The following is a 15,506-nucleotide window of genomic DNA, read 5'->3' on the forward strand; positions in this document are numbered from 1 at the left end:
GTCTTCTGAACAGGTTTTCGATGGGTGAGTTTCTTTGGTTAGGACAGGGACGCATCTGGAAGCCAGGGCACGGGGCCTTGGCTGTGCCGTCCTCCGTGCTGCCGGCTGCTGGTACGAAAAAGCCCCGGCCACCACGCTCGTTGTGAGTTCGTGGTGGCCGGGGCCTTAAGAGGCGCTATGCGCTTGCGCCTAGGGGCGGAATACCTTTAGATGTCGAAGGCTTCCTCCAGCAGGTTCTTCTGCTCAATCTGGTGAACCTTTGCGTTGCCGGTTGCAGTCGAGGACTGCGAGCGGCGGGATACGCGGACCATCTCCGGCATATCCGGGATGAGCTCACGCAGGTGCTCGTTGTAGAACGGCCACGGGCCCTGGTTGGCAGGCTCGTCCTGCACGAAGCGAATCTGCGTTGCGTTCGGGTAAGCCTCGAAAGCCTCACGCAGGCGGTTGAACGGAATCGGGTGGAGCATCTCCACGCGCACGATGGCGATGTCATCGCGGCCATCGGCTTCCTTCTTCTTAGCCAGCTCCCAGTAGAGCTTGCCGGAGACCAGCATGATGGTCTTGACCTTGTCAGTATCGCCGACCTTCTTACCGTTGATGTCTACGAAATTCGGGTCGTTGATGACGGACTGGAACTTCTTGACCTCAGTGAAGTCCTCCACAGAGGAGGTCGCGGCCTTGTTACGCAGCATGGACTTCGGGGTGAAGACCACCAGCGGGCGCTTCATCTCACCAAGAGCCTGGCGGCGTAGCAGGTGGAAGTGGTTAGCCGGGGTGGAAGGCTGAGCCACGGTCATGGAGCCCTCAGCGCACAGCTGCAGGAAGCGCTCGATGCGTGCGGAGGAGTGGTCCGGGCCCTGGCCCTCGTAGCCGTGCGGCAGCAGCAGGATCAAGCTGGAGAGCTGGCCCCACTTGGCCTCACCGGAGGAGACATACTCATCGATGATGGTCTGCGCACCGTTGGCGAAGTCACCGAACTGTGCCTCCCAGGCCACCACGGCATCCGGGTTACCCACGGTGTAGCCGTACTCATAGCCCATGCCGGCGTATTCGGTCAGGGCCGAGTTGTAGACCATGAACTTACCGCCATTGCCCTTGGACGAAGCCAGCTGAGCAATCGGGTTGTGCTCCTCACCCGTGCGCGGGTCGAAGGCCACCGCGTGGCGCTGGGTGAAAGTACCGCGGCGAGAATCCTCACCGGCCAGGCGCACGACCTTGCCGGAGTTAGCCAGGGAACCGAAGGCGATGAGCTCGCCCCAGCCCCAGTCGATGCCGCCCTCACGCGAGGACTTCTGGCGCTCCTTGGCCACCTTGGCCACGCGCTTGTGGTACTCGAAGCCCTCCGGCGGGTTGCCGTAGGCGTCACCAATCTCGGCGATCTCTTCGGCGGTAATGGAGGTATCCAGACCACGGGTCAGCTCCTGGGAGGAGGTGATGCCAGTCTGCTCCTTCGGGCCAGCTTCCTCAGCCTTCTTGTGGTCGGCGAAGACGGACTCCATCTGGTCGTGGAAGTCGCGTGCAGCTGCCTCAGCTTCTTCATCGGAGAGGTCACCGCGGCCGATGAGCTCCTCGGTGTAGCGCTCACGGACGGACTTGTGGTCATCGATGATGTCGTAGAGACGTGGCTGGGTCATGGACGGGTCATCGGCCTCGTTGTGGCCGCGCAGGCGGTAGCAAACGAGGTCGATGAAGACGTCCTTGCCAAAGCGGCGGCGGTACTCGGTGGCCAGCTTGCCCACCCACACAACAGCCTCCGGGTTATCGCCATTGACGTGGAAGACTGGGCAGTCGAAGCCCTTGGCCAAGTCGGTGGCGTAGTGCGTGGAGCGGCCGGAATCCGGGGTGGTGGTGAAGCCCACCTGGTTGTTGACCACCACGTGGACGGTGCCGCCGGTGGTGTAGCCACGCAGCTGAGAAAGGTTAATGGTCTCCTGGACCACGCCCAGACCGGTGAATGATGCATCGCCGTGCATCATGATCGGCACAACAGTGTGGCCTTCAGCACCCTTGTCCAGGATGTCCTGCTTGGCGCGTGCGATACCTTCCATGACCGGGTCGACAGCCTCGAGGTGAGACGGGTTAGCAGCCAAGGTGACCTTGATTTCACCGTCACCGAACATCTGCAGGTGCTCGCCCTCGGCACCCAGGTGGTACTTCACGTCACCGGAGCCGCCCATCTGGCCACCCTTGTAGTTGCCGTCAAACTCACCGAAGATATCTGCCAGCGGCTTGCCCACGATGTTGAAGAGGACGTTGAGGCGACCGCGGTGCGGCATGCCGATAACAACCTCGTCGAGGTCCTGGCCGGCCGCGGTGTCCACGATGGAATCCAGCAATGCGATAAGGGACTCAGCACCCTCTAGGGAGAAGCGCTTCTGGCCCACATACTTGGTCTGCAGGAAGTTCTCGAAAGCCTCAGCGGCATTGACCTTCTGCAGGATGTACTTCTGTTCAGAGTTGGTTGGCTTCGGCATGCCGGCCTCAATCTGCTCCTGCAGCCAGCCGCGCTCATCGCGGTCGAGGATGTGGGCGTACTCGGAGCCAACCTTGAGGGTGTAGGCGGAGCGCAGGCGGGTAACCACCTCGCGCAGCGTCATGGTCTCCTTGCCACCGAAACCGCCGACGTTGAAGGTGCGGTCGAGATCCCAGATGGTCAGGCCGTGGGTAGCCAGGTCGAGGTCGCGGTGATCCGGCCAGGGCAGGCCCGGCTGCTTCCAACCCAGCGGGTTGATGTCCGCGAGCAGGTGGCCACGGGAACGGTAGGCCTCGATGTACTGCATGACGCGCGTGTTCTTATCGACGCCCGTGTTCGGTACGTCGGCAGCCCAGCGGAAGGGCTGGTAGGGAACACCCATGGACTCGAAGAGCTCGTCCCAGAAAGCATCGTCCAGAATCAGCTGACCCACGGTGCGCAGGAACTCACCAGACTCCGCGCCCTGAATGACGCGGTGGTCATAGGTGGAGGTCAGGGTAACTAGGCGGCCGACGCCGAGGTCTGCCAAGCGGTCCGCAGAGGTGCCGGCGAACTCAGCCGGGTAGTCCATGGAACCCACACCGATGATGGAGCCGGAGCCCTTGGTCAGGCGGGCAATGGAGTGTCGGGTGCCAATGCCACCGGGGTTGGTCAGGTTGATGGTGACGCCGGAGAAGTCATCCATCGTCAGCTTGTTCTTGCGGGAGCGGTCAACGATGTCCTGGTAGGCATCGATGAACTCGGAGAAGGTCTTGTTCTCCGCTTCCTTGATGGCGGCCACGACGAGGGCGCGGGAGCCATCCTTCTGCGGAAGGTCGATGGCCAGACCCAGGTTGATGTGCTCCGGCTGTACGACGGTGGGCTTGCCGTCCTGGACTTCGTAGCGCACGTTCATGTCCGGGTGGATCTGAACGGCCTTCACCAGTGCGTAGCCCAAGATGTGCGTGAAGGAGATCTTGCCGCCGCGGGTGCGCTTGAGGTGATCGTTGATCATCGCGCGGTTTTCCCACATGAGCTTGACCGGGAGGTCACGCACGGTGGTAGCGGTGGGGATCTCCAGGGACTCGTCCATGTTCTTGGCAATGGCCTTAAACATGCCCTTGAGTACGCGGGAACCCGGCTCCGGTGCGTCCTTGATGCGGTCCAGTGGGGATTCGGACTTCTTCTCAGCCTTCTTCGCCTTAGCGGAAGCCTTGGAATCGCTCGGTGCCTTGGCACCCGGAACAGCAGAAGACTTCTCCTCGGCCTGGGCCTTCTTCGGCGCGGATTGCGCCGCGTCCTTCTTCTTAGCGGGGGTGCTGGACTGAGCGTCCGCAGCCTTGGATTGTGCGGCCGACTTTGGTGCCCCGTTGGCTTCAAAGTACTCGCGCCACTCCTTGTCTACGGAGTTCGGGTCCTTTGAGTACTGCTGAAACTGTTCGTCAATCAGCCACGCATTCGGGCCATAGATGCTCGAGTTGCTCACGGCAGATGCTCGCCTCTTTCTGTGCTTCTAAGTTTGTCTTTGTTCGACTCTAGTAGGCCAATCCACGGGTGCGAAAGGCACCCCGAAAAGTGTCTCCTCTTATGATACGGCCCTTGTAAGTTTGCTCACTACCCTGGGCGGGTTTCGCCCCTTTTATTCCCCCTGCAGGGGGGAGAGCTGGGTACCCGCATGGTTGATGACTTGGCGTCCCAATTTACGGTTGGCGGTCGTTCCCAGCACCGCGCCTACACCCATCGGCAGCAGTTTGGATACCCATGCCCACTTGAGCTTCTTGGTGGCCTGCTTCATAAACAGCTTGGTCAGACGGCCGTTGAGACCGCTGAGGGTGGGGCCGGAGAAGCGCGAAAGAGTAGCAGCGGAGGTGACGCCGGAGAGCGAGGTTGCATCACCCACAAAGGTATCGACCAATGCGCTGCCCTGGGAGCCAGTGAGTACCACCAGGACCAGGGCGCGGCGGCGTTCCTTGTCCCGGATGTTGTCACCGCGCAGGTGTGCGGAAGCCAGGATGTACCAGGCTGCGGCCTCGAGGAAGACCAAGGATTCCGCACCGATAGTGGCCGCGCCGGTGACCAGGCCGATGCCAGGAATAGCCGCGGATGCGCCCGCGGCAGCACCCGTACCGGTGATGATGTTCATGAAGTGCTTGTCGATGAGCTCTTGCAGCTCCGCCGGGCTGGCGTTGGGGTTGCGCTTCTTTACGCCCTCAACATAGTTGATGATGACGGAGGACTGGACAGAAACGATCTTGTCGATGGCCCCCAGGAATCCTTTGGTAATGCGGTTGGTCTCATCCACCTCCAAGGTGCCCACGGCCTCTGCGGAGCCGGTTTGATCGACCGATCCTTCCCGGCGACTGACTGCTTTATCTTTGCTGTCCTTGCCAAAGACCTTGTCCAACATTGTCTCACCTAACTTCTTTACTAAAACTGCGTGTGAATTTGAACAGTATGTTTACCACCGTATCGAAAACGTATTGTTCAGCGCGCTAGCAGGGTGGCGCACTAGGGTATGAAGCATGAGCGAGTTCGAGCCTTCCCCCTCGCGTGAGGTCAGCGCAGCAGCGGCGCGCTTGCTTGCCGAATCCCTTCATGCCCGTGCCCGCGCCGCGCAGGAGGCGGCACGCACCGCGCTTGCCGACGACCTCACGGTACTCACCACAGGAGGTTGGGTACGCGGTTGTATTGAAGAGGACTTGCGCCCGGACCGCCCGATTTCCGCGCCGGTGCGCTCGTGGCGTGGCATCCCTTTCGGCGCTGATACATCCGGGGCTAACCGCTTCATGGAGCCGCGGCCTGCCTCGGCGTGGGAAGGGATCCGGGATTGCCGCGAGTTCGGGCACGTGGCCCCGCAACCGGTCTATTCCTGGACGGATCGCATCGAGGGCGCGGAGGATTGCTTGACCCTCGATGTCGTTCGGCCGCACCAGACTGGTGGGCCCGATGCACCGTCGGGTTCTCAGGAAGCGGAGAAGCTGCCCGTCGTGGTGTATCTGCACGGCGGCAGTTTCATTGTGGGTTCCTCCCACATGCTGATGCTGCGCGGCTTCGAGTTCGCAGCCCAGATGGGAGTGGTCTATGTTTCGGTGAATTTCCGCTTAGGCGCCTTGGGCTACCTTGACGTCCGCAGTCTTGGCGGTGAGGCCTGCGCCAACCCGGCCGTGGCGGATCAGGTCTTAGCGCTGGAATGGGTGCGCGATAATATCGCGGCCTTCGGCGGGGACCCAGATAACGTCACGCTCATGGGCGAATCCGCCGGCGGCGCAGCGGTCCTGACTCTCATGGCTGTGCCGCGCGCGGAAGGTCTGTTCCACCGCGCGATTGCGCAGTCACCGCCGATAGGCATGATTCATTCGCGGGCGCAGTCAGTGTTTTGGGCCCGCGAGCTGGTTCACAAAATGGCTTTGCCGCGCGATACCACCGCAGATGATCTGCGCCGCGAGGACTTCGCGGACCTGGTGCGCTCCGGTCAGTCCATGATGTGGCGCGCGGGCGAGTTGCTGTACCTGAACTCCTGCTACGCGCCGACTGTCGACGGTGACCTCATCCTGCAACATCCCATCGAAGCTTTTGAGGACGGCAACCAACACCCGGTGCCGCTGCTGGTGGGCACCAACTCAGGTGAGGCCAGCTTTGGTAAGTTCCTCTTCCAACGCCAGAGCGCCCGAGAGCGCGCGGCCCTCCGACTTCTTGCTTCCTTTGATCCGGAAAGCGCGCCGGATGTCATCGCTGCATACGGCGGTGCGGTCTCACGCCGCGACTTTGGGGATTTGCTGACCGACGCCCTCTTTTGGGCCCCTACCGTCCGCGTGGCCTCCGAACACGCACGGCGCTATCCGACGTGGATGTACCGTTTCGACTTCGCGCCGGCGGCGCTGCGCTGGTTGGGCTTGGGGGCGATGCACTCGATGGAGCTTTCCAATATCTTTGGTGACCCAGGGGCGTCGCGCGTCTCCTTCCTGAACAGCATTGCCAAGCCCTCCGAGATGGAGGACGTAACTGAGGCCATGCAGGCGCAGTGGGGCGAGTTCATTCGGGGCGGTGCCCCTCTAGACAACTGGCCGCAATACCGCGCGCCGCAGCGCTCGACCATGGTTTTCGATGTGGAGCCGCGCGTGGAGGAGGCGCCGATGGAGGGGCGTCGCCAAGCATGGGAGGCCTACGACATGTTGGAGTGGGGGACTGGGCGCCCGGAGATTCTGAAGGAACTGGGATTCCTGCTCGATGAACAGAGCTATTGAAGGAGAACGCAGGTAAGATGTGTGGGGCCTTGGCAGCAGCCCGGGTGAGACTCCCACATGGACGGATGTTAATCACATGAGCTTTTTTGAAGATATCGCCTCTGCGCTGGACGGGGAGGGCATTGAGTCCCGCGTCAACGACGATGTGATGTTCGTGCCCATCACCTCCGATTTGGAAATCCAGTTTGTGGAAATTGACCCCATCCTGCCGGCAGCCAACGTCTACATTGCCGCGGCCGATGTGGATGAAGATGATGAAGACTTCGAGGCCGTTTTGGTGTCCGTGGCGTTCTCCGTCGAGGATGCAGTTGAGGCCGTGTCGCGTCACATCGCCACCGACCAAGTGGTGACGGTGCTGCGTGACCTGCTGGAAGGAACCGATGAACGCATCGCCGAGTTGGAGTTTCTCCAAGATGAGTTCAACCCGAACCTCGTCGTAGCGGAGGTGGCCAACGACTCCGAGCTGCGCGTGCTGGTGGAAACCATTGATGGCGTTCCGAGCGCGGTCGTGCGCTTCCTCTCCTTTGACTTTGATGAGGAAGAACTCGACGAACTGGAGGATGAGGCGATCAGCAAGCTCTGGGAAATCGACAGCCCGGAGGCCATCAGCGAGGAAGAGCGCGTTGCCATCTTTGGTGACGCAGAAGACGAGGATGGCGGGCTAGCCCCCATCATCGAGGTTCCCGCCGAGGCACTCGAACTGGGTACCTACACCGACTTCGACCGCCTCTTTGATGTGCTCAGCTTGGTCTCCGATCAAGCCTTAGATTGGGAAGCACAGCTGGTGAGCATCGATGACGATGACTTCGACGAGCCGGAGGTCTATGACATCTTCGGCGCCGACGACGAGGATGAGGACGACGTTCTCTTCGACGATGACGAGGACGAAGACTACGACGGGGACGTCGAAGAGGTCGAAGAAGACAACGAATCAGACTAATCAGACGACACCGAGCTTCTACGGTAGGGTAAGCGGGTATTATTTCTCGACTTCGAAGAGGAGCAGCCGCAGCCAATGCCGGATAACAAGGCATCGCACAGCCAACGTCTGTGTGTTGGATTCGCTCTAGCGTGCTTGTGCCTGGCCTGGATTCTGACGCTGGACCCGAATTACGGCCGCACAGGCTTTGTCTTCGATTCCGTCTTATCAACCGGTGCATGGTGCCTGAGTTTGCTGGGAGCATTGCTGTTCATTGCCGCGCAGTGGCGATCCTTAGGGAACCACGCGCTTATCAACCCACTGCTGGCGGTGGCGGCAAACCTGCTGTTGTCATCGCTGATTTTCAACGTCAACATCCCCTTGTACCTTGACATGATGGGCACAGCGTTTATAGCAATCGTCTATGGCCCCGTCTTAGGAATGGGCACGTCAGTCTTGAGCGCGTGCCTGGCCAGCATCAACAACCCGCTGCTCTTGGTCTATCTGCCGACCGCGGTGGTGGTGGCTTACCTGTTTGGCTGGCTAGCGCGCCGTGGAGTGTTTAAGCGGATGGTGCCCATGATGCTCGCCGGAACCGGGGTAGGCGTGGTTGCCGGGCTACTATCCGCTATGTCGACCTTGCTCCTTCCAGCTGAGTACGAGCAGCGCGGGCCCCTCCAGTTCATGGCATTGCTGGAGCTGATTCTGCGCGACGAGCGCCTAGCAGTCCTAGTGCAAACCTTGAGCTCCGACATCATTGATAAGACGTTTACGGTGCTCGTGGTCTGCTTTTCCATTCGCTTGGCGCCGCAGGCGATCCGTCGCCTCTATGATTTTCCGGAGACACGCCCGGCTCTCGGCCGCGTGTTAACGGAGGATCGGTTCTCGCTTTCGCTTGAAGAAGAGCCGCCCCGCAGCTTTTTCGACCGCATACAGCGCTACTTCTAGCAGGCGTATAGCACTCGATGCAGGGCCTCACGCACTGCGGAGGGTGCACATTACGCCGCCTGGCTGAAGCCTTCGAAGAGCGATAGCGGTGAATGCACCGGGGTATAAGTGCTATCCACCAGCCACACAAATGTGGCCGCGCTACTGCTGGAAATCTCATGCACCGCGGAGACGAGCTCCTCTGGGACTAGGGCCCGCACCCATGCTTCCGCCAACGAAGGGGAAACCGGGCGGCCGGTGGGGTCGGTGATGCGCACCGTAATGAGATAGGACGGCACTCGCTTTTCGCCGTAGCCCAACACGCGAGCCTTGGCGCGCTCACCCACGCGGTGGCGCGAGACAGTAAAGGTCAGTGGTAGTGATTCACCACCCTGTATGTCTACTGGTGGCAACATCTTGGATGGTGGCCGCCACTGCGGCGTGGGTCGCGCGAGCGAGCGCGGGTGGCGGATGATGCTTTCGATGGAGCGAAGAGTGTCATGGTGGTGGTAGAGGATCTCAGTGGTGAGTTCGCTCGTGCTCACGTCGGCCGGGAAAGGGGGCTGAACGGACTGGTGAATGCTGCTGTAGTTCTTCATGGCCCACACACTAGGAGTCGGAACGGACATCACCGCACACGGATTCGAACAGAGGTTCGAGCAAACGTTCAGCCATTTGACGTGATGGGCTACAGTGAGTGGCGATATGAAAAATACTGCAGCACCGCAGGTTAAAATCCCGCGGGAAATCTGGGTCATGGTCGCCGCCGGGTTCATCATTGCCTTAGGCTACGGTCTCATCGCGCCGCTGCTGCCGCAGTTCATCGTCAGCTTCGATGTCTCGATGGCCGCGGCCGGTCTGGTTGTCTCAGTCTTTTCTGCCAGCCGTCTCATCTTTGCCCCCGCTGCGGGCTTTCTCATCGACCGCGTAGGTACGCGCAGGGTGTATGTGACGGGATTACTTACCGTGGCGGTCACCACCGGCCTCGTGGGCGTGGCGCAGGAGTACTGGCAAATTGTCGCCTTGCGCACTATCGCTGGCATTGGTTCGACGATGTTCACCGTCGCGGCTATGGGGCTCATCGTGCGCCTCGCCCCACCCAGCATCCGGGGGCGCTGTTCGGCCACCTATGCCACTTCCTTCCTCCTCGGTAACGTCATTGGCCCGCTCGTGGGCGCGAGCCTTTCCTTCCTGGGCTTCCGCTGGCCCTTCTTCATCTACGGCGTCGGTGTGGCGATTGCGGCGCTCGTCGTGTGGAGCCTCATGCCGCCTGTGTCCAAGGCCGATGAGAGCCGACGCAGCCTCCCGCCGATGCGTTTGGAGGAAGCCTGGGCGGATACTGCCTTCCGTGCAGTGCTGACCTCAAACTTCGCCCAAGGCTGGATCAACATGGGCGTGCGCGTAGCTGTCCTACCGCTGTTTGCCGCTGCGATCTTTGCCAACGGCGCATCCGCGTCGGGTATCGCACTGGCGGTCTTTGCTGCGGGCAATGCCGTCGTCTTGCAGTTCTCGGGTTCTTGGTCTGACCGCGTGGGGCGCCGTCCACTCATTGTGGCGGGTCTCGTGGGGTCTGCCTTGTTCGTTGGAACACTGGGCTTGGCGACGAACATCGTCTCCCTGCTTATCCTCTCCGCCCTGTCCGGCGCGGCTTCGGGCCTTATCGCCCCGTCGCAGCAGGCGGCTGTGGCAGACATTGTTGGTTCCCAGCGCTCGGGTGGCCAGGTACTGTCGACATTTCAGATGGCAGGCGATTTCGGGCAAATCCTCGGCCCTATCGTCATTGGTCTCCTGGCGGATAGGTACGGATTTGAAGCAGCCTTTGGCTTCTGCGTGGTTGTCGCCATGGCTGGCGTTGTGGCGTGGATATTTGGTCGCGACACCCTGGGGGAGAGGAAGGGTATCCTGCGGGGTCTGCGCCGCCGCTACCGTTCGCGGCGTTAAGTTAAAAGGTGTGGCTCTAGCGAGTACGGCGCGCTTTCTTGCTGCACGCAGCCCAGCGAGGGGTGGTGCCGGTTTTGAAGCTGCGCTCCCGAAAACGCGTAAAGCCATAGATGGAAGTTCCAGAACCGTTTTCTGGGCGGCTCCACCTCTTCCGGCTACGCTCGCTCGCGGCTCCCATGACCGTCCTCCACACTTCTGCACCAAGGCATCAGAGACTAATCTTTTCTTAATCTGCTAAGAAAATTTTAATTTATGGTGGTAATGGCGTCAACTTCATAGCCTGACCATCATTGAGGTTTAAGCCACAGTGCGCCCGGCGGCGTAGAGCTGCTTAGGCATATCGCGGCGAAGGCTCCATTCAAACTGGATGGGTTTCTCGCCTCGGTGCGTGACGTAATCGACGTTGCCCAAGAAGGTATACGCCGACGCCGTGTCGACTTTGTTCCGCTTAGTAAAACGCGTAGCGATGATGATGTTGCCGTTGAGTTCGTGGTGATGGATGTAGCGTCGGGCCATTGCGGACTTGAGGGACGTGGTGGATTGGGACTCCCAGTGCAAACGATCTGGCGACAGCGGATAATCGCGGTAGTTCGTCGAGGCACTGACGTTTTCATCCTTCTGGAATGTGACGAGGAAGAGATCAGTGTTGGAGGCATCGAAGCGGCGTACGCCCTCACGTGGCAAGTTTGCGAGCTTGCGCAACGGGCCATCGTCCAATGCCCCGACCAGTTCGGCAAGACTGTAGTCCGCGTGAGTTTCTAAGACGCTATTCGTTGATTTCTCCGGGATGACGCGGGACCGGTCGAGCGTGAGCTGCATGACCTGAGTAACCTCAGCGACGAAGGAAGGACAGGCCCGGATGATACGCAGGGCCTCATCGAGGGATTCCGGCACCGTCGTATTTGAATTTGCCCACAGAGCCAGCACGAGCATGGTGGCATATCGGGTTTGCTCGGGAGTCATGTCTTTCTCGTTGGGCCCATCCGGAGAAATAAGAAGACTGTAGGCCGCTACGCGGTTCGGGTCATTGATGTGCAGTAGCACGCGGATTCGGCTGAGAAGAAACTCCTCGTGTTCATTCGCGGGGGCGGAGGGCAACAGTTCTTCGTCGCGCAGCAGCGTGGTCCACGTAATACCCTTGCGGCGGTAGAGGTCTTCCACTGGAACGCCGGAACTATTGATGAAACCAGCGAGGTCGGTCGTGCCGTAGTCAGTAATGAGTGCTCGTATCTTCTTGATGGAGTTACGGGCCAAGCGCTTGATGTTCTTCAAGACACGCTCGGTAGTCACGCGGTCCAAAGTGATGTTGGAGCCCGGTGGGGCAGTGGGGAAGCCCTGCTCCACCTCCTTGGCTAGGTTCTTTCCGCGCGCGGCAGTCAGGACCTTGAATCGTTCTTCGAAATCGAATTCTTCGTGCTGGACCCCCAGGAAATCAAAGACAGTGCAAGAATTTTTTCTCTCGTGGAGGCGTAAACCGCGGCCCAATTGTTGGACAAAGAGCACTGGGCTCTGCGTCGGGCGCAGAAGCAGCAGCGTGTTGACCTCGGGAATGTCCACGCCCTCGTTGAAAATATCGACCGCAAAGATGATGCTGATGGCGCCTTCGCGAAGCTGCTGAATGGCACGTCGACGCTCATCAACACTGAGCTTGCTGCTTACTGCTTGGGCGGGGATGCCGAAAAGGTTGAATTGCTCGGCCATGTATTCGGCGTGGGCGATGGAGACGCAGAAGCCAAGGGCCTTCATATCGGAGAGGTCGAAGATACGGCGGTTGAGCTCATTGATGATGAACCTGGTGCGCTTCTCACCGGCCTTGATATAGAACTCGCTTAGCTCCGCAGTCTGGTAGTCCTTCTTCCCGCGGTTCCAAGTCAGACTCGTCAGGTCCGTATCATCGTCGACCCCGTAGTAGTGCAAGGGCGCAAGGAGCTGTAGGCGTAACGCATCCCAGAGGCGGAGTTCATGGGCCACGCGGTAGTCGAAATACTTCTGCACGTTTTCGCCGTCACCGCGCTCCGGTGTGGCCGTTAGCCCCAAGAGCTCGCGTGGTTGCAGGTAGTCGAGTACTGTCCGGTAGGTCGAAGCCTCGGCGTGGTGGAACTCATCGATGACGACGACCTCAAAGTGATCCGGCGCAATCTGGGCCAGGCGCTTCCCATGTAGAGACTGGATGCTGGCGAAGACATGGTTCCACTCGGCGGGTTGCTCACCACCGACGAGGAGCTCACCGAAACCAGAAGTGCGAAGAACCTCGCGGTAGGTTCGCTGGGCCTGGGTAAGAATCTCGCGCCGGTGCGCAATGAACAGCAATCGTGGCCTGCGCCCTAGCTTCTCGCATAGGCGGCGGTAGTCCAGTGCTGCCACAACAGTCTTTCCTGTACCGGTGGCGGCAATGAGGAGGTTGCGGTGGCGATCGTGGACTTCGCGCTCGGAATCTAAAGCTTCGAGCATCTCCTCCTGGTAGGGGTAGGGCTCGACGCGAAGGCCTGAGAGCTCGAGCTTTTCACCGGGCTTTGATTCGAGGAATTTGGCGCTGCCGAGCGCGTTTACGAGCCGCTCGTAGTCTTGGTCGGGGTCAAATGCTTTGAAGTGAGTGTCGTACCAGTAGCTATCGAAGGTCTTGATGAACTTTTCGATGATCTCCGGAGTGGAGGAACGAGAGCCGCGGACGTTCCATTCCCAGCCGTCGACAAGCGCCGAGCGCGAAAGGTTTGAGCTACCGATAAACGCGGTGTCGAACCCAGACTGGCGGCGGAAGAGCCAGGCCTTGGCATGCAGGCGAGTGGTCTTGTGCTCATAGCAAATCCGGACCTCAGCGTTATAGTCCTCCACGAGACGACGCACGGCGGCGGCCTCGGTCGCCCCGCAGTACGTAGAAGTAATAACGCGCAGTGGGATCTGATGATCCCTGAGGTATTCCAGTTGATCGCTGATGACCGCAATTCCCGAACTCTTGATGAAAGCGCACAGCAGATCGACGGAGTCCGCAGTGCGGATCTCGCGGGCAATCTCGACTGACATATTGGTGTCGTCCACGCTATTGGTGAACAAAGCACTGGCGTTGAGCGAGACTTCCGGAAGCTCTGGAGCCTCTTCGAGTTCTGTTCGATAGATGGCATAGAGCAGCTGTTCCGCAGAAATGGACTCATCTTCCCCGAGGTGCTGTGCGAGTCCATTGATGAGGGCCACGCGCTCCTCGGGCTTCGTCAGCTCTGTGAGCTTGTGTTCGAGGACCTTGGCAAAATGCTGGGACACTGCCGCGGCGAACCGGGGATTGACATCCTTATTGGAACCGTGGGCGATGCCGGTTGCTGCCGTGGGCCGAGCCCGCTTGGTTTCCTCGATTCGTTCCTGGATCCGGGCGGTGACTGGGGTTTCGTAGATGCCAAACGGCAGAATGGACTCGGAACTCATAGGCGCGAAGAAAGCAGTTCGACGGCGGGGATATCAGCAGGGGCCCAGCCGAGTTCCCGGGCCTCAGTAGGGGTGACCCAACGGGTGGCATCGTGATCACTAAGAACGAGTTCCCCGGACTCCTTGGTGCACAGGAACGTAGTGAGTTCGATGGTGGCGAAATCGTACTCATGCACGGTCGCGGTGACCTTGTCACCTACGGTTGCGGTTACGGAAAGCTCTTCCCTGATTTCACGCGCGAGAGCCTGTTCCGGTGTCTCGCCATCTTCAATCTTGCCGCCCGGAAACTCCCACATGCCGGCTAGTGACTTTCCTGGAGCTTTGCGGCAGGCCAGGAAACGATTGCCGTCAACAAAGACGGCTCCGACGACGCGAATCGGTGAACTCATGGGCACTAGTATGCCGGCTGGCCGGCGTCTTATCTAGGAATTCGCTCCTGTGGTAGCAACAAAATGCGCCGTCACAATGTCATCAATCAACCGCGCGGCCAGCTTGGCGGTGTGGCTGTCGGTGTCGAATTGGGGATTGAGCTCGACGACGTCGACAAGCGCGAGGCGTCCCGTGGCGGCGATGGTGAGCGCGAGTTCACGGATGATGTTCAGGGGCACGCCGAGGCCAGCGGGGGCGGAGACACCCGGTGCCTGGTTGGCGGGGAGGACATCCAAGTCGATGGAGAGATGGATGGGTTTGGCACCGGAGCAGATGCTGTCGATGGTTGCGCGCAGCTGGGCGCGATCCATGGTGAGCACATCCTCGTCGAGGACAACGGTGACACCGAGGGCGGCGGCTTCGTCGAAAAGCACGGGCGTGTTGTTGGGGCGGGAGATTCCCAGGACGGAATAGTCAAAGTCCTCCCGGCCCACCAGCTCAGAAATCTGCTTAAACGGGGTGCCGGAGGTAGGCACGTCCGCGGTGCGGAGATCGAAATGCGCGTCCAGGTTGATGATCTGCAGCAGGCCCTGGGCGCGGAAAACGCCACGGTGGGAGCCGAAGGCGGTCTCGTGCCCACCGCCGAGGATGATAGGCAGATGCCCGGCGCGTGAGAGTGACTCCACCGCATCGGAGAGGCGCTCGTGGGAGCCCTCCAGGTCGGTGCCTTGGGTGGTGAACGTGCCGGCGTCGTAAAGCGGATGCGGATGGTGCAGCGCCAGGGAACCCAAGGCGCCGCGCAGGGCAGCTGGGCCCGCAGCCGCGCCGGGGCGGCCATGGTTGCGTTCTACGCCCTCGTCGGAGGCAAAGCCCAGGAGTGCCACGCCGGGTTGGGCTTCGGGGTTCTCCAGGTCGAGGGGGCGAACTACGCTGTGCCACCGCGCATGCTCGGGGCCCGGGCCATCGGAGCGGCCGGACCACTCGGGGGCAGGGGAGTAGGCGGGGGCATCAACGGTGTTCATGGTTATCCTTTCGCGTCTGTTCCTTGTGTGCTTGTTTCTTGCCGGTCTGCTTCTTGTGGGGTGCTCGCGGCGGCGCTGCGGCGGCCGGTGAGGTAGAAGATGCCGGTCATCAGGAGGATGAAGATAACGCCCGTGGCGAGGGCCGGGCGGTATTGCTCCTGCCACACCATGATGCCAAAAGTGAAGATGATGAAGGCGATGGAGAAGTATTGGCCCCA

General features: G+C 60.4%; 10 protein-coding genes and 1 pseudogene. 4 read left to right on the forward strand and 7 right to left on the reverse strand.

The genetic code is table 11. The features are described 5' to 3' along the window. Positions 1–206 precede the first annotated feature (206 nt). Both RDN59_RS08600 and RDN59_RS08605 read right to left on the reverse strand, forming a co-directional pair. Positions 207–3,938 (reverse strand): multifunctional oxoglutarate decarboxylase/oxoglutarate dehydrogenase thiamine pyrophosphate-binding subunit/dihydrolipoyllysine-residue succinyltransferase subunit, encoded by a 3,732-nt coding sequence (locus RDN59_RS08600; RefSeq protein ID WP_308607474.1) that lies wholly within the window; start codon positions 3,936–3,938, stop codon positions 207–209. A 153-nt stretch (positions 3,939–4,091) separates the two neighbouring features. Continuing rightward, positions 4,092–4,859: a hypothetical protein gene (locus tag RDN59_RS08605; RefSeq protein WP_308607475.1), complete on the reverse strand. Its 768-nt coding sequence runs from the start codon at positions 4,857–4,859 to the stop codon at positions 4,092–4,094. Between the two features lie 115 nt (positions 4,860–4,974). On the opposite strand from RDN59_RS08605, the gene RDN59_RS08610 reads away from it, so the two are divergent. From RDN59_RS08610 to RDN59_RS08620, 3 genes are all read left to right on the forward strand, one after another. Next, positions 4,975–6,696, forward strand: a complete 1,722-nt coding sequence (locus RDN59_RS08610; RefSeq protein WP_308607476.1) for a carboxylesterase/lipase family protein — start codon at positions 4,975–4,977, stop codon at positions 6,694–6,696. A gap of 76 nt (positions 6,697–6,772) precedes the next feature. Continuing rightward, positions 6,773–7,636 carry a DNA primase gene (locus tag RDN59_RS08615; RefSeq protein ID WP_308607477.1) on the forward strand — a complete coding sequence of 288 codons (864 nt, stop codon included), beginning with the start codon at positions 6,773–6,775 and terminating at the stop codon, positions 7,634–7,636. 75 nt (positions 7,637–7,711) lie between these two features. Then, positions 7,712–8,563, forward strand: coding sequence for a hypothetical protein (locus RDN59_RS08620; protein WP_308607478.1), 852 nt, complete (start codon positions 7,712–7,714; stop codon positions 8,561–8,563). Positions 8,564–8,613: 50 nt separating this feature from the next. Here the strand turns inward: RDN59_RS08620 and RDN59_RS08625 are convergent, their stop codons facing one another. Next, on the reverse strand, positions 8,614–9,141 hold the full coding sequence (locus RDN59_RS08625) for a hypothetical protein (RefSeq protein ID WP_308607479.1): 528 nt from the start codon (positions 9,139–9,141) through the stop codon (positions 8,614–8,616). A gap of 106 nt (positions 9,142–9,247) precedes the next feature. On the opposite strand from RDN59_RS08625, the gene RDN59_RS08630 reads away from it, so the two are divergent. Further along, entirely contained in the window at positions 9,248–10,483 is a 1,236-nt protein-coding gene (locus RDN59_RS08630; RefSeq protein ID WP_308607480.1) for an MFS transporter, read from the forward strand. A 297-nt stretch (positions 10,484–10,780) separates the two neighbouring features. Here RDN59_RS08630 and RDN59_RS08635 read toward each other — a convergent pair whose 3' ends face one another. From RDN59_RS08635 to proY, 4 genes and pseudogenes are all read right to left on the reverse strand, one after another. Further along, positions 10,781–13,897 carry a DUF3427 domain-containing protein gene (locus RDN59_RS08635; protein WP_308607481.1) on the reverse strand — a complete coding sequence of 1,039 codons (3,117 nt, stop codon included), beginning with the start codon at positions 13,895–13,897 and terminating at the stop codon, positions 10,781–10,783. Then, the gene (locus tag RDN59_RS08640) at positions 13,894–14,286 is read right to left on the reverse strand and encodes a (deoxy)nucleoside triphosphate pyrophosphohydrolase (RefSeq protein WP_308607482.1); all 393 of its coding nucleotides are present in this window, start codon (positions 14,284–14,286) and stop codon (positions 13,894–13,896) included. The genes RDN59_RS08635 and RDN59_RS08640 overlap by 4 nt, the downstream gene beginning before the upstream one ends. A 33-nt stretch (positions 14,287–14,319) precedes the next feature. After that, positions 14,320–15,288 (reverse strand): formimidoylglutamase, encoded by a 969-nt coding sequence (gene hutG / locus RDN59_RS08645; RefSeq protein WP_308607483.1) that lies wholly within the window; start codon positions 15,286–15,288, stop codon positions 14,320–14,322. A gap of 2 nt (positions 15,289–15,290) precedes the next feature. Then, positions 15,291–15,506: pseudogene (proY, locus tag RDN59_RS08650) on the reverse strand (proline-specific permease ProY); the annotation flags it as partial.

It is taken from the genome of uncultured Corynebacterium sp., assembly GCF_902489365.1.
Lineage (GTDB): Bacteria > Actinomycetota > Actinomycetes > Mycobacteriales > Mycobacteriaceae > Corynebacterium.

What these genes read in the sequence shown, in the direction of transcription:
- RDN59_RS08605 (WP_308607475.1), bottom strand. Translation starts at nt 4,859, where the DNA reads ATGTTGGACAAGGTCTTTGGCAAGGACAGCAAAGATAAAGCAGTCAGT.
- RDN59_RS08620 (WP_308607478.1), top strand. Translation starts at nt 7,712, where the DNA reads ATGCCGGATAACAAGGCATCGCACAGCCAACGTCTGTGTGTTGGATTC.
- RDN59_RS08625 (WP_308607479.1), bottom strand. Translation starts at nt 9,141, where the DNA reads ATGAAGAACTACAGCAGCATTCACCAGTCCGTTCAGCCCCCTTTCCCG.
- RDN59_RS08635 (WP_308607481.1), bottom strand. Translation starts at nt 13,897, where the DNA reads ATGAGTTCCGAGTCCATTCTGCCGTTTGGCATCTACGAAACCCCAGTC.
- RDN59_RS08615 (WP_308607477.1), top strand. Translation starts at nt 6,773, where the DNA reads ATGAGCTTTTTTGAAGATATCGCCTCTGCGCTGGACGGGGAGGGCATT.
- hutG (WP_308607483.1), bottom strand. Translation starts at nt 15,288, where the DNA reads ATGAACACCGTTGATGCCCCCGCCTACTCCCCTGCCCCCGAGTGGTCC.
- RDN59_RS08630 (WP_308607480.1), top strand. Translation starts at nt 9,248, where the DNA reads ATGAAAAATACTGCAGCACCGCAGGTTAAAATCCCGCGGGAAATCTGG.
- RDN59_RS08640 (WP_308607482.1), bottom strand. Translation starts at nt 14,286, where the DNA reads ATGAGTTCACCGATTCGCGTCGTCGGAGCCGTCTTTGTTGACGGCAAT.
- RDN59_RS08610 (WP_308607476.1), top strand. Translation starts at nt 4,975, where the DNA reads ATGAGCGAGTTCGAGCCTTCCCCCTCGCGTGAGGTCAGCGCAGCAGCG.